This window comes from Virgibacillus sp., assembly GCF_013393565.1.
GTDB classification, from domain to species: domain Bacteria; phylum Bacillota; class Bacilli; order Bacillales; family Amphibacillaceae; genus Virgibacillus; species Virgibacillus dokdonensis.
The window spans coordinates 43321-65473 of record NZ_JABXHF010000001.1; the positions used below are offsets into that span (position 1 = coordinate 43321).

At 38.1% G+C, this 22153-nt stretch carries 16 protein-coding genes; 13 read left to right on the forward strand and 3 right to left on the reverse strand.

The window, feature by feature from the left end:
• Positions 1-582: 582 nt before the first annotated feature.
• From ilvB to ilvA, 8 genes are all read left to right on the forward strand, one after another.
• Complete coding sequence (gene ilvB / locus HLX49_RS00190) at positions 583-2304, forward strand: acetolactate synthase large subunit (RefSeq protein WP_101932448.1); 1722 nt, start codon at positions 583-585, stop codon at positions 2302-2304.
• Positions 2301-2819, forward strand: coding sequence for an acetolactate synthase small subunit (gene ilvN, locus HLX49_RS00195; RefSeq protein WP_073008515.1), 519 nt, complete (start codon positions 2301-2303; stop codon positions 2817-2819). Before ilvB ends, ilvN begins: the two co-directional genes overlap by 4 nt.
• Before the next feature lie 17 nt (positions 2820-2836).
• Positions 2837-3880 (forward strand): ketol-acid reductoisomerase, encoded by a 1044-nt coding sequence (ilvC, locus tag HLX49_RS00200; protein ID WP_296360351.1) that lies wholly within the window; start codon positions 2837-2839, stop codon positions 3878-3880.
• Positions 3867-5417: a 2-isopropylmalate synthase gene (locus tag HLX49_RS00205; protein ID WP_077705675.1), complete on the forward strand. Its 1551-nt coding sequence runs from the start codon at positions 3867-3869 to the stop codon at positions 5415-5417. Before ilvC ends, HLX49_RS00205 begins: the two co-directional genes overlap by 14 nt.
• A 16-nt stretch (positions 5418-5433) precedes the next feature.
• On the forward strand, positions 5434-6540 hold the full coding sequence (gene leuB, locus HLX49_RS00210) for a 3-isopropylmalate dehydrogenase (protein WP_077705672.1): 1107 nt from the start codon (positions 5434-5436) through the stop codon (positions 6538-6540).
• Positions 6541-6558: 18 nt separating this feature from the next.
• Entirely contained in the window at positions 6559-7971 is a 1413-nt protein-coding gene (gene leuC, locus HLX49_RS00215; protein ID WP_077705669.1) for a 3-isopropylmalate dehydratase large subunit, read from the forward strand.
• A gap of 34 nt (positions 7972-8005) precedes the next feature.
• Complete coding sequence (gene leuD / locus HLX49_RS00220; protein WP_077705666.1) at positions 8006-8584, forward strand: 3-isopropylmalate dehydratase small subunit; 579 nt, start codon at positions 8006-8008, stop codon at positions 8582-8584.
• Between the two features lie 84 nt (positions 8585-8668).
• Positions 8669-9628: a threonine ammonia-lyase gene (gene ilvA / locus HLX49_RS00225; protein WP_237342772.1), complete on the forward strand. Its 960-nt coding sequence runs from the start codon at positions 8669-8671 to the stop codon at positions 9626-9628.
• A 107-nt stretch (positions 9629-9735) separates the two neighbouring features.
• Here the strand turns inward: ilvA and HLX49_RS00230 are convergent, their stop codons facing one another.
• The gene (locus tag HLX49_RS00230; RefSeq protein WP_077706942.1) at positions 9736-10587 is read right to left on the reverse strand and encodes a YitT family protein; all 852 of its coding nucleotides are present in this window, start codon (positions 10585-10587) and stop codon (positions 9736-9738) included.
• A gap of 406 nt (positions 10588-10993) precedes the next feature.
• A complete protein-coding gene (locus HLX49_RS00235; protein ID WP_077705661.1) occupies positions 10994-11452 on the reverse strand; it encodes an SRPBCC family protein in 459 nt (152 codons plus the stop codon).
• 323 nt (positions 11453-11775) lie between these two features.
• On the opposite strand from HLX49_RS00235, the gene galE reads away from it, so the two are divergent.
• Positions 11776-12765, forward strand: coding sequence for a UDP-glucose 4-epimerase GalE (gene galE, locus HLX49_RS00240; RefSeq protein WP_077705658.1), 990 nt, complete (start codon positions 11776-11778; stop codon positions 12763-12765).
• 598 nt (positions 12766-13363) lie between these two features.
• The gene (locus HLX49_RS00245; protein ID WP_483372437.1) at positions 13364-17167 is read left to right on the forward strand and encodes an endo-alpha-N-acetylgalactosaminidase family protein; all 3804 of its coding nucleotides are present in this window, start codon (positions 13364-13366) and stop codon (positions 17165-17167) included.
• 329 nt (positions 17168-17496) lie between these two features.
• Here HLX49_RS00245 and HLX49_RS00250 read toward each other — a convergent pair whose 3' ends face one another.
• Complete coding sequence (locus HLX49_RS00250) at positions 17497-18312, reverse strand: AraC family transcriptional regulator (protein ID WP_367112712.1); 816 nt, start codon at positions 18310-18312, stop codon at positions 17497-17499.
• A 401-nt stretch (positions 18313-18713) separates the two neighbouring features.
• On the opposite strand from HLX49_RS00250, the gene HLX49_RS00255 reads away from it, so the two are divergent.
• The 3 genes from HLX49_RS00255 to HLX49_RS00265 all read left to right on the forward strand — a co-directional run bounded on the left by HLX49_RS00255 (position 18714) and on the right by HLX49_RS00265 (position 22153).
• The gene (locus tag HLX49_RS00255; RefSeq protein ID WP_077705653.1) at positions 18714-20063 is read left to right on the forward strand and encodes a carbohydrate ABC transporter substrate-binding protein; all 1350 of its coding nucleotides are present in this window, start codon (positions 18714-18716) and stop codon (positions 20061-20063) included.
• Between the two features lie 299 nt (positions 20064-20362).
• Complete coding sequence (locus tag HLX49_RS00260) at positions 20363-21253, forward strand: carbohydrate ABC transporter permease (RefSeq protein ID WP_077706940.1); 891 nt, start codon at positions 20363-20365, stop codon at positions 21251-21253.
• 18 nt (positions 21254-21271) lie between these two features.
• Entirely contained in the window at positions 21272-22153 is an 882-nt protein-coding gene (locus HLX49_RS00265) for a carbohydrate ABC transporter permease (RefSeq protein ID WP_101932445.1), read from the forward strand.

Consider the following 22153-nt stretch of genomic DNA (forward strand, 5'->3'; position numbering starts at 1 on the left):
CGCTGGAAGCCCGGAAATACAATATACTCTGACATCATCTCTGAGTGCTGGACTGAACAGGCAACCTAATAGGCCAGCCAGGTGCAATTTGTATGTACCTGTTATCCAAAAGAGTTTAGGTTATGTTTCTAATACCGTAACCGATGATACTCGTCGAGTTAGTATTCGTGAGGATACTAAAAAGCTGGGTGGTACCGTGAAGAGCAGACGCTTTTCTCCCCAATTACTGTAATTAAGCTTGCAGTCTTATGGGGGAGGAGGGCGTTTTTTATTTGTTGTACAATAGGAAACCATCTGAGCTAACACGAATGCTTTCGCCCAATAGACTTTGGTGATAAGTTAACTTTCTCTAAGATTGGTGGCAACTATCTCGCTGAAAACAAACGATATATTTTCAAAAGATTTGGTCTATCTTGGAGGGAAAGGAATGATTGAGAGTTAGAAATGATATGTGTAGAGCTTAATTTTATGCGTTATATAATTTTAGGCATTATCGTATAAAAAAATGATAGCTTTCACAATAAAAAGTTGGCGGCAAGCAAAATTTTCCTAATATTTACTTTTTAAAAGGAGGCACGAGAAGTGAAAGTGCAGGTAAAGCATGAATTGGAAAGTACAAAAGAAATAGTTACAGGTGCTGATGTGTTAATTAATGCCTTAGTAGAAGCAGAAGTGGATACAATTTTTGGTTACCCGGGTGGTGCGGTCTTACCGATTTATGATGCTATTTATCGCAGCAATGCACCATTTGAGCATGTTCTCTCCCGTCATGAACAGGGTTCCATTCATGCGGCGGAAGGATATGCTCGAGTTACAGGGAAGCCGGGGGTAGTTATTGCTACATCTGGTCCAGGAGCTACCAATTTAATTACTGGAATTACAGATGCAATGATGGATTCATTACCAATTGTTGTTTTTACTGGTCAGGTAGCTAACAGCGTCATAGGTACCGATGCTTTTCAGGAAGCAGATGTCATGGGGATTACCACTCCAATTACGAAGTACAATTATCAAGTAACAAATCTTTTGGAGCTACCAAAAATTATTAAAGAAGCCTTTCATATTGCTTCTACTGGTAGACCAGGTCCTGTAGTCGTAGATATTCCGAAAAATATTTCTTCTGAGTTATCTGATGCTGTTTACGATGATCACTTTGCGCTTCCTGGCTATCAACCAAATAAAAACCCAAATCCATTGCAAATTACGAAACTAATGGATGCATTAAGCAAATCTAGCCGTCCATTAATTTTAGCTGGTGCAGGAGTTATTTTTGCAAATGCAAGTGAGAAATTAATCGCATTTGCAGAAAAGTTTCAGCTTCCAGTTGCGAACACGTTATTAGGGCTTGGAGGGTTCCCAAGATCGCATGAATTGTCACTTGGTATGGCAGGTATGCATGGGAGCTATACAGCAAACATGGCAATCTATGAATGTGATTTTTTAATTAATATCGGTGCTCGTTTTGATGATCGTTTAACTGGTAACTTACAGCATTTTGCTCCTTTAGCCAAAGTAGCACATATTGATATCGATCCAGCGGAAATTGGCAAAAATGTCTCAACGGAAATACCAGTGGTGGCAGACGCAAAAGAAGCATTAATAGCGTTACTAGCAACTTCTAATGAGCCTGTAGAGCGATCAGCTTGGCGAGATCAATTAACTTCGTATAAAAAGCAATATCCGCTTTGGTACGATCGATCGGAAGCATTTATTTCACCACAATGGTTGATGGAACAAATTCATGATTTGTCAAAAGGAGAAGCGATTGTAACTACGGACGTTGGGCAGCATCAAATGTGGGCAGCACAGTATTACGCGTTTGAAAAGCCAAACCGCTGGGTAACATCAGGAGGCTTAGGGACAATGGGATTTGGATTTCCAGCAGCGATCGGCGCACAATTGGGAGCGCCAGATGATGTCGTCATTTCGATTGTAGGGGATGGTGGATTCCAAATGACGTTTCAAGAATTATCCGTCGTAAAAGAGAAAAAATTGCCCGTAAAAGTTATTATTGTCAATAATCAAGCTTTAGGCATGGTGAGACAGTGGCAGGAAAGCTTTTATGAAAAACGTTATTCAGAATCCTTGTTTATGGAAAATCCGGATTTTGTAAAATTAGCTGATAGTTATGGCGTGCGCGGCATGCGTGTTGAAAAGGAAAAAGACGTTCCAAAAGTATTACAAGAAGCGTTAGCTTTCGATGGTCCTGTTGTAGTTGACTGTCGTGTTGTACAGCAAACTTCTGTTTACCCAATGATCGCACCTGGTAAGGGAATTCATGAAATGATTGGGGTGAGAAAATGAGGCGGATTATTACGGCAACCGTACAAAATCGTAGCGGTGTCCTCAACCGAATTACAGGAATGCTATATCGACGACAGTTCAATATTGAGAGTATTTCTGTAGGTGCCTCAGAAACAGAGGGTATTTCAAAAATGACGTTTGTTGTTGAAATTGAAGACCATCAGAAGTTAGAACAGCTAACAAAACAGTTAAATAAGCAAATCGACGTATTGAAAGTTTCTGATATTACAGAAAAAGCAATTGTAGCGAGGGAACTAGCATTAATTAAAGTTGGCGGAAGTGGTCAGTTACGTGCAGAGATACAAGGAATGATTACCCCGTTTCGGGCTTCTGTGATTGATGTGAGTAGAGACAGCTTAACTATTCAAGTAACTGGAAGGCCAGATAAGGTAGAAGCACTTATCTCATTATTAAAGCCGTATGGGATTAAAGAACTAACTAAAACTGGTGTAACAGCTTTCTTACGTGGACAGCAGCCAACACAGGTGACAGAACTTAATGCATTTACGATTTAAAATAGGGAGGAATAAAAATGTCAAAAGTACTTTATGAGCAGGATGTAAACACAGAGGTTTTAAGAGAGAAACGAATTGCTATTATTGGGTATGGTTCACAAGGCCATGCACATGCTCAGAATTTAAGAGAGAGCGGGTTTGATGTTATCGTAGGACTGAGACCAGGAAAGTCTCAAGTAAAAGCAGAAGAGGATGGGTTTAGAGTCCTGTCGGTAGCAGATGCTGTAAAACAGGCAGAAGTAGTCATGATTCTTTTACCAGATGAAATGCAAACTACCGTTTATACAGAGAGCATTGAACCGAACTTGCAACCTGGAAATGCGATCGCTTTTGCCCATGGATTTAATATTCACTTTAGTCAAATTGTCCCGCCATCTAATGTCGATGTTTTTCTTGTAGCACCGAAAGGGCCTGGTCATTTAGTTCGTCGTACGTATGAAGAAGGAGCCGGAGTTCCTGCACTTTATGGCATTTATCAAGATGTGTCTGGAAAGGCAAAAGAAATTGCATTAGCATATGCTCAAGGGATTGGCGCTGCTCGAGCTGGAATTTTAGAAACGTCTTTTCAAGAAGAAACAGAAACGGATCTTTTTGGCGAGCAGGCTGTATTATGTGGAGGCGTGACAAGTTTAATTAAAGCAGGATTTGAAACATTAACGGAAGCTGGTTATCAGCCAGAAGTAGCCTATTTTGAATGTTTGCATGAGATGAAGTTAATTGTTGATCTTCTCTATGAAGGTGGTTTGGAAAATATGCGTTATTCTATTTCTGATACAGCCCAATGGGGGGACTTTGTATCAGGGCCACGCGTAGTAAATGAAGAAACGAAAGCTAGAATGAAAGAAATTTTGCAAGATGTGCAAACAGGAGCTTTTGCTAAAGGCTGGATTTTAGAAAATCAAGCGAAACGACCGCAATTTAATGCAATTAATGCGAAAGAGAACCAGCATCCAATCGAGCAAGTAGGAAAGGAGTTACGTGCATTAATGCCTTTTGTTTCAGAGCCGTTACAGAAAAAGCAAAATAAACAAAAGGATGTGAAAGTTCATGTCAACAATTAAACTATTCGATACGACACTGCGCGATGGAGAACAATCACCAGGCGTCAATTTGAATAAGTTAGAAAAAATAGAAATCGCCAAACAGTTAGAACGGTTAGGTATGGATCGGATTGAAGCAGGTTTTCCTGCTTCGTCCGAAGGCGATTTTCAAGCGGTCAAGGAAATTGCAGACACGTTAAAAAATACGTCCGTTATCGCTTTAGCAAGAACAGTCAAGTCGGATATTGATACTGCTTGGGAAGCATTAAGAGGTGCAGATGAACCGCGAATTCACATATTTCTAGCGACGTCGCCAATTCATATGACGTATAAGCTGAAAAAGACGCCGGAAGAAGTAATTGCAACAGCAACAGAAATGGTAGCATATGCAAAGCAAACATTTTCACAAGTGCAGTGGTCAGCAGAAGATGCGTCACGCTCAGATTGGGGATTTTTAGCACAAATTATTGAAAAGGTCATTGATGCTGGTGCGACTGTTATTAATTTACCAGATACGGTAGGTTACACAACACCTAAGGAATATGGGGATATGTTCCATTATATTAGAAAGAATGTTCCTAATATTGAAAAAGCAATGTTATCATGCCATTGTCATAATGACCTTGGGATGGCAGTTGTAAATTCTATTGCTGCTGTAGAAAATGGTGCGACACAAATCGAAGGAACAATTAACGGTATTGGTGAACGGGCAGGAAATGCATCCTTAGAAGAGATTGTCGTTGCTTTAAAGATTCGTTCTGATTTTTATCCTTATCAAACAAATATAAAGCTTGATGAAATAAAAAGAACGAGTGATATGGTGGCAAAACTGACAGGAATGCATATTCAAGCAAACAAGGCCATTGTTGGAAGAAATGCATTTGCCCATGAATCTGGAATCCATCAGGATGGTGTGTTAAAACATGCTTCTACGTATGAAATTATTACTCCAGAGTTGGTTGGCGTTCAAGCAAATACGCTGTTTTTGGGGAAACATTCGGGGCGTCACGCTTTTAAAGATAAATTAAAAGAACTTGGAATGCGCGTAACAGAAGATAATATGAAGCAAGCGTTTGAGGCGTTTAAGCGATTAACAGATCATAAAAAAGAGGTAACGGATGACGATATCTTTACTATTGTAACGGAGATCCAAACCAACACTGCTACAGTGGATAAATATACGTTGGAAATGTTTCAACTACAATATGGATCCAATAACATTCCGACTGCTGCTGTTGAATTAAAGACCCCGTCTGGTAAAAAGGTGAAAACGGCGTGTACAGCACAAGGGAGTGTCGAAGCATTATATAAAACACTAGAGTCATTAACCGAAGAAGAAACAAGATTAATTGATTATCAGATTAACTCTGTCGGAGGTGGAAAAGATGCGTTAGCGGAATCGCGCGTTCAACTTACAGTGAATGGAGAAACTGTAAATGGCCGGGGTTCGGCACAAGACGTCATGGAAGCTTCCGTGCAAGCGTATCTAAATGCAGTCAATCGGTATATTATTCAACAGGTGAATGCAGAGAAGAAAGAAGTTGTAAAAACTCAGTGAAAAGGAGAAGAAATGTATGAATAAGCAAATTGTTATTCTTCCTGGTGACGGTATTGGTAAAGAGATTATGGATGCTGCCGTACGTGTTTTACAAGCAATTGCTGAAAATTTCAATCATCAATTCACCTTCTCAGAGCATCTCATAGGTGGTGCTGCAATTGATGGAGAACAATCGCCTTTACCGGAAACGACGATTCACGCGTGCAAAAAAGCGGATGCCGTTTTATTAGGAGCAGTGGGAGGGGAAAAATGGGATGCCTTACCTGGAGAAAAGCGACCAGAGAAAGGATTGTTAGGTATTCGCAAAGAGTTAGGTTTATTTGCAAATTTGCGGCCAATTAAGGCATTTACTCCTTTACTGCATGCCTCTCCTTTAAAGGAAGAGATAGTAGAGGGAAGCAACATTTTAATTATTCGTGAATTAACAGGTGGATTATATTTTGGCGAACCGAAAAAACGTATTCCAGAGGAAAATGCAGTGGTAGATACATTGTATTATACTCAAACAGAAATAGAGCGAATCGTTGATAAAGCTTTTCAAACAGCTAGAACGAGAAAGAAGCGCGTCACTTCTGTGGATAAAGCAAATGTTTTAGAATCAAGCAGGGTGTGGAGAGAGGTTGTGGAAGAAAAGAGCAAACAATACCCAGACATCGCTGTGGATCATTTGCTTGTCGATGCTGCGGCAATGAAACTCATTACAAATCCAAAGCAATTTGACGTCATTGTGACGGAAAATATGTTTGGAGATATTTTAAGTGATGAAGCGTCTGTTTTAACGGGTTCCTTAGGAATGCTTTCCTCTGCAAGTGTTCGAACGGATGGCGTAGGTCTTTATGAACCTGTTCATGGATCAGCACCAGATATTGCTGGCAAAGGAATTGCCAATCCACTCGGGATGATTCTCTCTGCAAGCTCTATGCTCCGTCAATCCTTTGGTATGGAACAGGAGGCTGACGAAATAGAGTACGCTGTACAAATGACACTTGAACAAGGCTACCATACGCCTGATTTATCTATTAAAAACGGTACGGTCGTTGGAACAAAAGAAATGACAGATATAATATTAGGAAACCTTGCTACGAATGATGCTTCACAATGTATTTGTAATTCTTATGCATAACAAAGAGGGGGTGAAAAATTGGCTGCAGGAAAAACGATTATTGAAAAAATTTGGGAACAACATACCGTGCATCAAGAAGCAGGGAAACCAGATTTATTATATATTGATTTGCATTTAATTCATGAGGTAACTTCCCCACAAGCGTTTGAAGGTTTACGATTGAATAATCGCAAAGTCCGAAGACCAGATTTAACTTATGCGACGATGGATCATAATGTACCAACCAAAAACAGAGATGAAATAAGAGATGCGATTTCGCAGAAGCAGATGGAAACATTGCGGCGTAATTGTAAGGAAAACCATATATCATTAGCAGATATGTTCCACCCTGATCAAGGGATTGTTCATGTGATTGGGCCAGAGTTAGGTTTAACACAACCGGGAAAAACGATTGTTTGCGGGGATAGTCATACGTCCACACACGGAGCGTTTGGAGCTTTAGCTTTCGGAATTGGTACGAGTGAAGTGGAGCATGTATTAGCGACACAAACGGTATGGCAAGAAAAACCAAAGACATTAAATGTCCATGTGGAAGGTGATTTAGGATCTGGTGTAACTGCTAAAGATTTAATTTTAGCAATCATTGCTAAATTTGGTGTTCGTTTTGGAACGGGGTATGTTATTGAATACACGGGAGAAGCAATTCGTAATCTTCCCATGGAAGGTCGGATGACCGTTTGTAATATGTCCATTGAAGCTGGTGCGCGTGCAGGTTTGATTAGCCCTGACGAAAAAACGGTGGACTATTTACGCGGAAAGGCGCATGTCCCGGAAGGAGAAGCATTTAACCAACAAGCGCAACAATGGCTAGCTTTAGCTACAGATGAAGGAGCAATATATGACCATTATGTCAGCATCCGAGGTGACGAAGTAGAGCCACAAGTAACATGGGGAACGAATCCAGCTATGTGTGTACCTGTAAGTGGATCAACGCCAAGTTTAGAGGAGACAGATTACCCTGAAGATGTAGAACGTGCGCTTCAATATATGGGGTTATTGGAGAACCAGCCAATTTCTTCTATTCATATTGATCATGTATTTATTGGCTCGTGCACGAATTCACGATTAGATGATTTACAAAAAGCTGCTTCTATTGTAAGCGGGAGAAAAGTCCATCCTGAAGTACGTGCCATTGTTGTTCCAGGTTCGTTTAGCACCAAATTACAAGCGGAGAAACTTGGAATAGATAAAATCTTTCAAGAAGCTGGGTTTGAATGGCGTGATGCAGGTTGTAGCATGTGCTTAGCTATGAATGATGATGTAGTTCCTTCTGGTGGGCGCTGTGCTTCTACTTCCAATCGTAATTTTGAAGGCAGGCAAGGAAATGGTGCTAGAACACATCTAGTTAGTCCAGAAATGGCAGCTATTGCTGCGATTGAAGGGAGATTTGTAGACGTTCGAGACTATGCAAGCACGAAAGTTTCTTCTTAACTTATTTTTATGCATAAAAGAGGGAGGGGAGCCAGTGGAAGCTATTCAAAGGCATAGAGGTGTAGTATACCCATTAAATCGAACGAATGTAGATACGGACCAAATTATACCGAAGCAATTTTTAAAACGAATTGAGCGTACTGGATTTGGGCAATATCTTTTCTACCATTGGCGATTCGATGATGATGGAGAGCTTAGAAAAAATTTCAACTTAAACGATAAACGGTATGAAGACGCCTCGATAGTAGTGGCAGGTGAAAATTTTGGTTGTGGTAGTTCAAGAGAGCATGCTCCATGGGCACTATTAGATTTTGGGTTCCGAGTTATTATAGCGCCAAGCTTTGCGGATATTTTCTATAATAATGCTTTAAAAAATGGCATCATCGTTATCCAAGTAAAAGAAGAGCTTGTAAACCAATGGTTAAAAAAAGCGGAACGAGAGGAACTTATTTTAGATGTAGATTTGGAAAAGCAGCAAATTATGGACCGAGAGATGGTTTATCCGTTTCAAATTCCAGAGTATCATAAGCAAAAATTAATGAACGGATTGGACGATATAGCTTTAACATTACAACATGAGGAAAAAATTGCACGATACGAAAAAAGTATGTGATAAAAATCAAGGAAAAATTTTAATTTCGATAGGGAGTGTGGAGATATTGGGGATTGCTTAACAGGTGAAAAGGTATATAATGCGTTGCAGCGACTTGCTCCGCTTGTTCATCGAACACCTTTATTAACATCACAGACAACGAATCAAGCTTTAGGGAAATATGTTTATTTTAAAATGGAAAATCAACAGAAAACAGGTGCTTTTAAATTTAGAGGTGCTACCTATAAATTAATGCAATTAAAGCGACGGCAACTGGATCAAGGTGTGGTTACTGCTTCAGCTGGAAATCATGCACAAGGAGTGGCCTATGCAGCTCGTAAATTAGGGGCAAAAGCGACAATTTTTATGGCAGAGAAAACGCCACAAGCAAAAGTAGATGCAACACGCAATTATGGAGCAGAAGTCGTTTTGTCTGGAGAAACTTTTCAAGAAGCATATGAGGCTTCTATGGATCATCAGCTTCGTACAGGTGCAACATATATTCATCCATTTGACGATTATGATGTCATGGCTGGTCAAGGGACAGTTGCAATGGAATTATTACGTCAAGAAGATCGGGTTGACACGATATTAGTTCCAGTAGGTGGAGGAGGATTAATTAGCGGTATTGCTGTTGCAGCAAAGCATGTGAATCGAAATATGAAGGTGATTGGGGTGCAAGCTGAGGGAGCAGCTGCTATTTATAAAAGCTTCCATACTGGTAAAACAGAAAATCTACATGCCGTCCAAACGATTGCTGAGGGAATTGCAGTGAAAAAGCCAGGTGAACGAACATTACCGTTAATCAGACAATACGTGGATGATATGATAACCGTTTCTGACGAAGCGATTGCATCATCTATTGTTTACATGCTTGAACGAAATAAAACATTAATGGAAGGAGCGGGTGCTGCAGCAATTGCCGCCTTATTCACCCATAATGAGCAATTAAAATCCCGACATTGTGGGGTCATTGTAAGTGGTGGAAACATGGATATTAGCACCATGCCCAAAATACAGGAACTAGCTGCACGTTTGTCTCACCGTGAGCTTGTTTACTCATAACGCTAGTTTAGGGAACCTCATAAAAACGGTTTTCAAAATTTATCCCCGTACCATATGAACAAAAATGGTGCGGGGAGTGCTATGTGAAGAAGCACATTAAAAATGGTTTAGAGTTTTTGTCCATAATATTTATCAAGTGAGAAACCTCTACCTAGTATTTCGGAAGCATTCAAGAAGATGACAAATGAATCGGTTTCCTCTCGCTGCAATATCTTCTTTAATTGAACGGCCTCTTGCTGTTCTGCAACACAAAGAATCATTGTTTTCTTTTTATCTGAATAACCTCCAACAGAACGTACTTTTGTTAAACCTCGATCCAATTCCGTTCGAATTATGGATTGAATACGCTCTTCATTATCCGTAATAATCATCACCAATTTTGTGGCAGAGGTTTGTAGTTGAACAATATCGATCGTTTTACTTGTAATATAAATACACATGAGTGCAAAAAGTGTTAATTCCAAGTTAAATACAATAATGGAAGAAATGACAACTACTCCATCCACAATTAATTGGGAGTATCCACTCGATAATCCAGTAAATTTCTTTACAATTTGCGCAATAGCTGCTGTACCACCAGTTGATCCATTTCCTTTATAAACAATCCCTAACCCAACTCCAAGGATAATCCCTCCGTAGATGGCACTAAGTAAAGGGTTTGTTAATGTAATGGGAATGTCGGAACTTAACCAAATAATAAATGGAACCCAAAATGTACCTACCAGCGTTTTCGAGCTGAAGTCTTTGCCTAATGCTATCCATCCTATAATAAAGATAGGGATATTTATTAAAAATTGAACGAAAGAAGGACTAATTTGGTACAACTCAAATAAAATGGTACTTACACCAGATATGCCACCTGCTGCCAATTTAGCAGGTAATAGAAAAATATTATAAGCTAAGCCTACTAGCGTAGCACCAAGGATAATTTGTATGTATGCTAGTACGGTTGGATTCATTTTTTCGTAATAGTCGTCATGTATATAAATCCCTCTCTTTAAAAAGCAAAGTAAACACGCATACCATTCTAACATGTAGGAAATATGCTGTCGACTTTCTCTAGAAAAGGGGATGTGTCAAGTTTTTCTAATGATTTGTTAAGAATTAGCAATAGCAACTGCTTCGTAGTATAGGAAATGGTAAACGGAGGTGCTTGTGAATAATGAAATAATCGAATAGCCACGTCTAGCTCCATCGCCTTGCAGCTAGGCGACTTCACCAAGTCGTTCTACAATAAGTCATCGTCGATTCGTCACTAAGAGGAAGGTCGACTTAAAAATGGGCTTGCTACCCGACGTCGACATAACCTTTTTTTAGTGGCAGGATTCCTAAATCTTTCGTTGATTCGTTCCCGTCGCTCTATTACTAAACGAGCGCTTGCGCCTTTGTTCCGTACATATGACGAATCATTGCATCTATGAAGCTTGAAGTTAGTTTCGGTAGAAATGCTCTTAATGAGCCATTTACCATTTTTCCAGCCAACCCTTTTGCATGGAGTGTAAGAGAAAAAGTAAAATTGGTTTCTCTATCACTAAGTTTATTGGCGCAAACGGTTCCATTCCCTGTTAGCATTTGGTTGCTGCTGGATAGTTGGAAAGAGATTTTTTCTGGTTCATTCCATTCGGTAATGACCACGGTTAATTGAACCGTTTTTTGGAACGATCCAACTTTTCCTTCACATATCCAGATAGATTTCTTTTGGTTCACCATTTTATGCTGTTCATATCCAGGAACCAGTGGTGCCCAGTTATTAAGGTCACTAATAAATGACCACATGTTATCAATATTTATCTTGATGTTCCTTTCGCAAATGGTGTTTGGCAATGCATAACTCCTCCTCATTGTAGTTTTACTATAATTCAAACGTACACCAAAAGATATATATGCAAAAAATAAGGGATTAGAAGTAACTATTTGGTCCGTTATATGTAAAAAATGCGACTAATTTTTGTGTAAATGATGTATTTACTTGTTTGGAAGTCATAAGCGATGTAGGATATAGTTGAAATGAAAAAAGTTAATGTCATCTTGAAAGCGCGTACTTTAAGAATGCTGTTAGATCAAGTATGTAAGACAAAAGATGATGATATTAGTCGTTAATGGCGCTATTTGCAACACCCATTACATACAAAAGGAGAGACAACAAAATGAGTATATTAGTATTAGGCGGTGCTGGTTATATAGGTTCTCATGCGGTATACCAATTAATGGATCAAGGAAAAGAAGTAATCGTAGTAGATAACTTAGAGACAGGTCATCAAGAGGCAATTCATCCGAAAGCTGTATTTTATAACGGAGATATTCGTGATATTCATTTTTTACGCACGGTTTTTGCTAAAGAATCCATTGAGGCTGTGATTCATTTTTCTGCCAATTCTTTGGTTGGTGAGTCGATGGAAAATCCATTGAAATATTTTGATAATAATGTGTATGGCACGCAAGTTTTACTACAAGTCATGACTGAATATAACGTGAAACATATCGTTTTTTCATCTACTGCCGCTACATATGGAGAGCCAGAAGCCGTTCCAATTACAGAAACAATGGCTACTCATCCAACTAATACGTACGGCGAAACAAAATTAACAATGGAAAAAATGATGAAATGGACTGAACAAGCACATGGAATAACATATGTATCGTTAAGGTATTTTAATGTTGCTGGAGCAAGAGAAACAGGCGAGATAGGGGAAGACCATCATCCAGAGACACATTTAATACCAATTGTGCTACAAACAGCGTTGGGACAACGAGACCATATAACCATTTTTGGAGATGATTATGCTACGGAAGATGGTACATGTATTCGTGATTATATTCACGTACAAGATTTAATTGATGCACATTTACTTGCATTAGATTACTTACAGCGCGGAGGAAAAAGCGATATATTCAATTTAGGAAGTAGCCAAGGGTTCTCGGTGAAAGAAATTATTGATACAGCTAGACAAGTAACTGGTAAGAAAATACCTGCCAAAATTGGGAAACGGCGTGCAGGCGATCCTAGTACACTAATTGCAAGTTCACATAAAGCGAAAGAGATATTAGGATGGAATCCAAAGCGCACCCTAATAACAAAAATTATAGAGGATGCCTGGAATTGGCACGTGGGAAATCCTGATGGATATCGTAAATAAATATAGGAATGTACTCTGAATGCGTAGTGTACTTGTCTTTGTTGGACAAGTACATTTTTTTGTAAGATAAGAAAATATAAAAAATAGATGCTTTGGGGCAAGGAAATAACAGAATAAGCCACGTCCGACTTAAGCGTCCAGCAACTAGGCGACTTCACTCCATTGCCCTAAGATAAGTCATCATCGGTTCGTACTAAATAGGAAGGCCGACTAAAGACGAGCTTGCCGGAGGGCACCTGCATACTCCTGTTGCAGGAACATGATTCCTAAAACTTTAGTTGATTCGTTCCACTATAGAAAAATTAAAGTATCACCCACGTTTTTCTAACTGTTCAATGACGCGTCATGGACAACGAATATAAAACGTAAAAACTGGTAAGTCTTTTGTTCTATATGAGCCATTTTGCTAGTTCTTTTATCTTATTTCACTGCAGAGAAAACAATATCTCTAAAAAATCTAACAACATTCTTATTGTGAAAGCGCTTCATTAAGGATAGGCTTAACTTAGTACTAGTACTAAAACATAGACATTTGGAGGAGGTTGCTATTTTGAGTAAAAGCTTGCAAAAAAGACTAGCCATTTTTCTTACTGTACTGATGCTCGTATCGACAGGAATAATAACAAGTATGTCTCCATCTCGTGTTGCGGCTGAAGAGTCTGATGCTAACTTAGATGTAAAGGATTCAAAAGTACAAGTGGAGAAGCAATCAAAAGCTGAAAAAAAATCAGAATCTGTCCATATTACTGATTCCAAACTGGAAGATGGCGATTTTGAAGTTTTACAAGGAGATGGGACGCTAAAGTATAACAACGATGGTTCCGTTACGTACGGTGTAACATCTCATGGAAAGAACAAAATTGTCTATCGTAACATGCCTAAAATAAAGAATGGAGTTTTTGAGGCGGATATTACAGCAGATTCGGATTTAAAGCGTTTTGGCTTTATTTACCGAGTTCAAGACAATTCTGCTTATACGTATGTTGGAACCGGAGATAGTAATAATCAGTATTTTGGGGAAATCTTTGGTCCGACAAATAAGTGGACTTCCATGACAAATAGTGTGGCGTTAGAGGCAAATAAAACTTATAAGCTTCGGGTTAAATTTATGGATGACACTGCAAGCCTATATATTAATGGTGACAAGATAGGTGCTTGGACACAAGCAGAAGGTGTTGATTCACCAGGGTTGCTCGGTTTGGAAAAGAGCCGAGGTGAAGCAAATATAAACATTTCGAATGTGAAAATAAAAGAATATGTACCACCAACACCACCAAGTAAAGATCCTATATTAGAAACGTTAAGCTCTGATTATATGGATGTAACCGTTGATCAAGTCTATCCTCGAGTAGTGGAATATGATGTAGACGGGAAAATGATGTATGGACAAGAAACGCCGGTATATGGATTAAAGGTGAATAACATGCTTTACTATCCAGAAGTGGCATTTGAAAAGGTAAATGATCAGGAAGCGATCTATTCATTACATGTAAAAGATGAATATGAAAATATAGACGTGCATGTGAAGCTTTCATTAAAAGTAGATGGCAACCAAGTCGTTTACCAAATACAGAAAGTAGATTCGAAAACAGATGTTCAAATAGAAACAATAGAATTTGTTGATTTAAATTTTATTTCGGTGCATGATGCGCAAAAAGGTGCCGAAGCCAAGCTTACTAATTTGAGCAGTGATGTTAAGAAGCTGGGAGATACTACTGTAAAAGTGGATGCTACGCTGAAGGATATCGGCGCAAAAAAAGGCTATTATACGGCATTTTTATCCACCAATGAACTTAGCGCAGGCGTATGGTCAAGCTCAGAAGTAAACGGTTATCGAAATCTTGTAGCAAGCCGTTATGAAAATGAAAACGGTAATAAAGTAATGGGAATTGGTTCAAATGCTTTATATTATCACCGTGATTTTATGAATCAGCCTGCTTCTAATACCCCTACCGTTAAAGTTGTTATTGCAGAAGATATAAATGACGATGGGCAAGTTGATTGGCAGGATGCAGCCATTGAATACCGAGATTTACTGCCAAAAGTAGAAGGTGCTGAGACGGTAAACAATACAGTAGGAACACGAATTGCTATGAACTTTGGCTCTCATGCGCAACAGCCCTTTTTGAAAACGCTTGATAATGTGAAAAAGGTTGCTTTAGCAACGGATGGACTAGGACAAGCAGTTCTCTTAAAAGGATACGCCAATGAAGGACATGATAGTGGACATCCAGATTATGGCGATGTTGGGGAACGTATTGGTGGTATAAAAGATATAAACGCATTAATTAGAGAAGGAAACAAATATAACGCAGAATTTGGTGTGCATATTAATGCTCAGGAAGCTTATCCGGAAGCAAAATCATTTAGTGAAGAATTAATAAATGGACCAGAAGCAAAAGGATGGGGTTGGTTAGATCAGTCTTACACCATCGATAAGTTAAAAGATTTATATACTGGTTCGCGTGCGAAACGCTTGGATGAACTGAAGGCAAATGTACCAAATTTAGATTTTATTTATTTAGATGTATGGTATCAAGATCAATGGGAATCTAATCGTGTAGCAGAGCAATTTGCTGATCGAGGCTGGAGAATGACAACGGAATTTGGCACAGCTATTGCTAATTATTCCACATGGCAGCATTGGGCTACTGATAAAAATTATGGTGGACCAACTGATAAAGGGATTAATTCGGAAGTGCTTCGTTTTATTAGCAATCACCAAAGAGACTCATGGGTGCTGAATTGGCCGGAAGCTGGTGGCACAGCAGATCATCCATTGCTTGGTGGATTTGAGTTAGCTGGATTTGAAGGCTGGCAATCCGATAAAAACTTTGACCAATTTATAAACATGACTTTTGACACCAACGTACCAACGAAATTTTTACAAAAATATTATGTTATGAATTGGGAAACGATGGACGGTGACCCTACTAAAACGAATCTAGAGAAAGAAATTACTTTAAAGGACCCTAGTAATGGTGATGTAGTAAAAGTTACAAGAAAAGACAATTCTAGAGAGCGAGTAATTACGCTTAACGACAAAGTTGTTTTAGATGGCGACACCTATTTATTGCCATGGGTTGAACAAGATTTTGAAACACCGACACCTGATGCAAAAAAATTGTATCATTGGAATTTAGAGGGCGGTAAAACGACTTGGGAATTACCAGATGAATTTAAAAATGCATCGAAGGTATACGTGTATAAATTAACCGATCAAGGTAGATCCAAAAAACAAAAGATAAACGTTAAAAATAATCAGATCACCTTAAACGCTCAACCAGCTACACCATACGTTATTGAAGCGAAGCAAACGAAAGGCGTGCAAGTAAAAGAATGGAGTGAAAACTCCCACGTTAGTGATACAGGCTTCAATGCTGGAACTTTGAAAACGAAGCATACAAAGGTTTCTGGCGATAAAAAATCGGTTCATGTGAAACGAACAGATCAAACAGGTAGTGAACGGAATTTAAGCAGTGGCGATTACTATTTGCAATTTACAAATCCAACCAAAGACTCTAAAGTAACGAAGAAAATTAGTAATTTAGAGCCAGGAAAAGATTATGTTGCAGAAGTTTACGTAGAAAATAATAGTGATGCAAAAGCGAGTATTCAAATCGAAGGCAGTAAGCAGAAAAATGTAGAGAATTATACGTATCGAAGCTTGCAAAAAAATTATGTGAAAGCAGATTCTCATGCAACTAATGACGGATATAATAGTAAGATGCAACGTATGCAAGTAGCATTTACAGCGAAAAAATCATCTGCTAAATTAATTTTAAAACGTGAATCTGGAGAAGGGATTACGAAATTTGATGATATTCGTATCGTACAAAAAAGCTTAAGTAACCACGCTTCTGAAGCTGTATTTGAACAAGATTTTGAATCTGTTGTGCAAGGTATCTATCCGTTCGTTGTTGGTAATACAGAAGGCGTAGAAGATAACCGCGTTCATTTATCTCAGCTTCATGCCCCGTACACACAAAAAGGTTGGGCAGGCAAAAAAGTAGTCGATGATGTAATAGCTGGAAATTGGTCGCTGAAAGTAAATACAGGTAATAAAGGTCTCGTTTATCGTACTATACCTCAACATTTCCATTTTGAAGCGGGGAAAACGTATAAAGTAACGTTTGATTATCAAACAACAGCCGACTCTTATCGATTTATCTCTGGTAATAAGGCGATTGATGTTCGTGACATTAATAAAGCGGAAGGGATTCAAATAAATGAAAAACTTTCGTCAGCAGTTGACACGAAAACGGCAACCTTTACGGTAAAAGGGTCAGAAAATTACCAAACGTATATTGGTATTTTTAATGACGGTACATCATTAAATGGCGGTACTGGTAAAGGTACATTTATGCTAGATAATTTACGAATTGAAACCGTAGAAGATTAGAGACAAATGAAGTAGTTATGCATACGCATACTAAAACTAAGAATACTGTATAAGTCGAAGAAAATATGTACTTATATAATATCACTATAATGAACCGCATGAAATGAAAGTTTTAGAAGAAACTTGTTTTCATGCGGTTTTTCTCTTTATCTCCAGATATATGCATAATTAGCATGGGATTTATATTATAGTCAAAGTGTGAGGTAACATCACCTAAATGACCTTTTTTCGTCAGAGGCCTTCAGGTCATACCCTTGATTCCTAGCAATCAGTGGGATGTGTAAGCACCCCTACACAAATTGTATGAACTTTATCTTTACAAATCTTAGTTATGAATTCGCTCTCATTTCCTTCCGGTATTTAGAAGGCGTTTGCTTTGCTAAGCGCTTGAATGCTTGTGTGAAAAAAGATTGGGATGAAAAACCAGTAAAAGCAGCGATGTGCGCAATAGAGTAATCGGTTGTTTCGAGCATGAGCTTTGCTTCTTTAATTCGGACTCTGTTTAAATACTCAATTGGTGATATACCCATATCTTTTTTAAATGTATGTGCTAAATAATATTTATTAATATGGCCGATCTCAGCTAATTTATTTAAGTTTAAGTCATCACGGTAGTTTTGATTTATATAGTACATGACAAAGGCAGAAGCTTTATTAATATTTGGTGACTCCGTTTGATTGATGGTAAGCTTTTTGTCTCTTTGTAACTTGATAATCATTATCTCGATAATGTTTTGACAAATTAATTCATGTCCTTCTTTATGCTCCTGTATTTCCTCTAATATTCGGTTCAAGTAGAAAAGAATGTTAGTTCGATCTACTTGAAAACGGTATAAGCTAGAGTGTGGGTCTTTATTATCCGCTTGGCTGAAAAACAATCCCTCTATCCCTAAAGCAATATATTCAAGGGAATCATCCCAATTAGACTTTTCTGTATGTTCCACATTCGGATTAATAATGACTAAATCATTTTCTTTAATGGGAACTTCTCGGTCAGCAAGTATAAATGAGCCTTTACCTTTGACAATATAGAATAATTCGGAAAAATGATGGGTGTGTTGCGTGCTATGCCAGCCTTTATCATATTCGGAATGAGTAATATATAGAAGTTTGAACGGTGGCTTTTCATGCTTTGCACCTTTCATTTGGTACACCTCATAGGACATTTACTATAACCTCTTTTCTATCATCTATAAGCTCGTGAAGTGGTAAACAAGTATATGTTACTATTGAACTACACTTTATTTGTTTTTTATATAGAAAATCTACTACATTTTTATATCTAACTAGGAGTGGGTGCATGCAAAGGAGGTAGTTTCATTGTATACATGATAGACTTTATAGTTTAAGCATAACGACCGCTTTCGCCAAAAGAATTCTAATTACGGATATTTTCATATTATGCATCTATACGTACTATTTTATAGGGGGCTTTTGCAAAAAGCAATAAACCTAAAAAAGTAGACAAGATGTTTATTGTGAAAGCGTTTTAACCATTGTAGTATAAGGGTAAGCAAGAAAACAATTAAAACAGGGGGCTTCAATAATGAAAAAAATGAAGTTTTTATTAACTGTTTCTATCATTCTCGTTATTTTTACTTTAGCAGCATGTTCCAATGGAGAAGAGAAGGAAGAAAAATCAGCAGATAAAGAAGGTAGCGGCGAGAAAACAACATTAAAAGTAGCTGCATTAGAATCTGCATATGGTACGGAAATGTGGGAAAATGTTGTGAAGTCTTACGAAGAAGTAAATCCAGATGTAGAGGTTGATCTGCAAATGGAAAAGAACTTGGAAGAAGTTGTACGACCAAATATGCAAGCCGGGGATTACCCAGATGTGTTATTACTAGCTACAAACAGAGAAGAAGCTTTAACGGAAACCTTGATTAAAGAAGATGGTGTAGAAAACATTACAGATGTTTTTGATATGCAAGTACCTGGAGAAGAAACAAAAGTAAATGAAAAACTTTTAGAAGGTTTTACAGATACACTAGCTACTAACCCATACGCTGATGGAGAAACTTATTTAGCGCCAATGTTCTACAGTCCAACTGGCTTATTCTACAATGCAGGTTTATTTGAAGAAAAAGGTTGGGAAGTGCCGAAAACTTGGGATGAGATGTGGGAATTAGGAGATAAAGCAAAAGAAGAAGGTATTTCATTATTTACGTATCCAACGAGCAACTACTTTGATACGTTACTTGGATCCATGCTATATGCTGCAGGTGGAGCAGATTTCTACAGCTCTGCTATGACCTATGAAGATGGCATTTGGGAATCCGAGGAAGCAACTAAAGCATTAGAAACCGTCGAAAAACTAGCAGACTATGTACATCCGAATACAGTAGCAAATGCTAATCCAAATGATTTTACGAAAAACCAGCAATTAGTCTTAGATAATAAAGCTTTATTTATGCCAAATGGTAACTGGGTTGTCGATGAAATGAAGGAAGCACCACGTGCTGAAAACTTTGCTTGGGGTATGACTTCTATCCCTGCCTTTGAAGATGATGGTGACCGTTATGCATTTACTTTCTTCGAGCAAATTTGGATTCCAAAAGATGCAAAGAATAAAGATGTAGCGAAAGATTTTATTGCGTATATGTATTCAGACGAAGCAGCAGATACATTCTTAGAAGCAGGAGCAGTACAGCCAATTGAAGGTATTACCGAACAATTAGATGGCCAAAAACAAACTTTCTATAGTATTTATGACGAGGAAGGTGTGCTGCCAGCTATGGGAACTTTTGCTTCTACAAAACCAGTTCCTGGGGCGAATATGGGTGATACTTTATACGGAAGTATTGATAGTGTCATTAGTGGCGATATGACATTTAAAGAATGGCAAGAGAAAATAGAAGAAGTAAGTGATAAGCTTAGACCAGCTTTAAATTAATCATATCCAATGGACGTTAGAAAGATTTTCGTTCGTTCCAAATCTATTCGCTCAGTCTTTAACAAATAATTGGATGAATCAATAAATGGATTTACAGGGCAGCCTCCTCTGCATGCATGTTATTTTAGGAAGAACAGCATTTTAGGAACTGGCTGCCTTCAATGAATATACAAGTCAGGGCAAGATAATTACAATGAAATGTTAATAAACATACCTATAAATGGCTTTTGACATTTCTAAGAAGCGTTTGAATGAAATTCATGTTACATGATGGTTTTGTATTGGAGAGAGGTGAGAAAATGAGCAAAACGAGGTCACGTAATCTATTTATTGGCTTATGCGTTTCGCCAGCTTTGATTTTATTAATGGTCTTTATGTTTATGCCAACATTCGAGGTGTTTCGGATGTCGCTTTACCGTTGGGGTGGTTTTTCTAACACGCAACAGTTCGTTGGCTTAGATAATTTTAAGCTACTTTGGAATGATATGACGTTTATTCGTTCTTTTCAAAATTCCATCTTCTTAATCGTTGTCGTCGCGATTGTTACATTTTCGTTTGCCGTCTTTTTTGCGGCAATTTTAACGAAAGAAAACGTAAAGGGTGGAAATTTCTTTCGGATTATTTTCTACATCCCAAATATTTTATCCATTGTTGTTATTGCGGGGATATTTTCAGCCGTTTATGACCCTTCAAGTGGTCTATTAAATAGCATTCTAGGTATATTCAGCTTAGAGAATCTACAACAAATGTGGTTGGGGGATCAAAAGGTCGTTATTTATAGTTTGGCTGCAGCTCTTATATGGCAGGCCATTGGTTATTATATGGTGATGTATATGTCAAGTATGGCAGGTATCCCACCAAGTTTTTATGAAGCAGCTTCTTTAGAAGGGGCAAGTAAACTAAAACAGTTTACGAGTATTACATTACCTCTAGTATGGAATAACATTCGTACAACGCTAACCTTCTTTATTATAAGTACGATTAATTTGAGCTTTTTATTAGTAAAAGCGATGACAGGCGGAGGACCTGATGGGTCAACAGAAGTATTTCTTTCTTACATGTATGATCAAGCGTATGGAAACTCTACCTTCGGCTACGGAATGGCTATTGGGGTTATTGTGTTTCTGTTCTCCTTCTTATTAGCAGCGATTGTTAGCAGGATAACAAAGCGCGATGTATTGGAGTATTAAAGGAGGTTTGAGTCTCTAATGAAAAATTCTAAGAAATTGAGTTTAGACGGTTTAATGCGATTATTTATTTATGTGGCGTTAATCACATTAGCGGTTTCCATTATTGTACCTGTCGCATGGGTGTTTTTAGCATCAATCAAGCAAAATAAAGAGTTTTATGGAAGCCCTTGGGCACTTCCGGATGGTATTCATTTAGCTAACTTTGTAGAAGCGTTCCAAGAAGCGCAGATGGGTGAATATCTATTAAACTCTGTACTTGTTACAGCGATGGCTTTAATCATTTTATTAGTTGTAGCACTGCCAGCGGCATACGTATTGTCTAGATTTGAATTTAGAGGAAATCGTTTCATTAATGGCATGGTAAAAGCAGGCTTGTTCATTAATGTTAGTTATATTGCAGTGCCGATTTTCCTAATGCTCTTAGATTGGGATACAGGTTTAAGAACAATTGTAGGAAGTGAGCTTTTACTGAATAATCGATTTATGTTGGCGCTCATTTATGCTTCAACAGCTTTACCATTTACGATTTATTTATTATCAAGTTATTTTAAAACATTACCTTCTGATTTTGAAGAAGCAGCAAGTATAGATGGTGCAGGGTACTATAGGACAATGTTTTCGGTCATGTTTCCTATGGCGGCACCGAGTATCGTGATTGTTATCTTATTTAATTTCTTATTATTTTGGAATGAGTATATATTAGCGCTAACGCTAATGCCGGCAGAAAATCAAACGTTGCCAGTTGGATTGTTGAATTTAATGGCTGCAGAACGTTCAGCAGTGAATTACGGACCGATGTATGCAGGTATGGTAATCGTCATGCTTCCTACATTAATTCTATATATTTTGGTTCAAAAACGTTTAACACAAGGAATGACAGTTGGTGGAGTGAAAGGTTAG

Coding starts and splice junctions, on each gene's coding strand:
- leuB (WP_077705672.1), top strand. CDS start 5,434: ATGAATAAGCAAATTGTTATTCTTCCTGGTGACGGTATTGGTAAAGAG.
- HLX49_RS00245 (WP_483372437.1), top strand. CDS start 13,364: ATGCTCGTATCGACAGGAATAATAACAAGTATGTCTCCATCTCGTGTT.
- HLX49_RS00265 (WP_101932445.1), top strand. CDS start 21,272: ATGAAAAATTCTAAGAAATTGAGTTTAGACGGTTTAATGCGATTATTT.
- HLX49_RS00250 (WP_367112712.1), bottom strand. CDS start 18,312: ATGAAAGGTGCAAAGCATGAAAAGCCACCGTTCAAACTTCTATATATT.
- ilvC (WP_296360351.1), top strand. CDS start 2,837: ATGTCAAAAGTACTTTATGAGCAGGATGTAAACACAGAGGTTTTAAGA.
- HLX49_RS00205 (WP_077705675.1), top strand. CDS start 3,867: ATGTCAACAATTAAACTATTCGATACGACACTGCGCGATGGAGAACAA.
- HLX49_RS00230 (WP_077706942.1), bottom strand. CDS start 10,587: ATGAATCCAACCGTACTAGCATACATACAAATTATCCTTGGTGCTACG.
- ilvN (WP_073008515.1), top strand. CDS start 2,301: ATGAGGCGGATTATTACGGCAACCGTACAAAATCGTAGCGGTGTCCTC.
- HLX49_RS00260 (WP_077706940.1), top strand. CDS start 20,363: ATGAGCAAAACGAGGTCACGTAATCTATTTATTGGCTTATGCGTTTCG.
- HLX49_RS00255 (WP_077705653.1), top strand. CDS start 18,714: ATGAAAAAAATGAAGTTTTTATTAACTGTTTCTATCATTCTCGTTATT.
- galE (WP_077705658.1), top strand. CDS start 11,776: ATGAGTATATTAGTATTAGGCGGTGCTGGTTATATAGGTTCTCATGCG.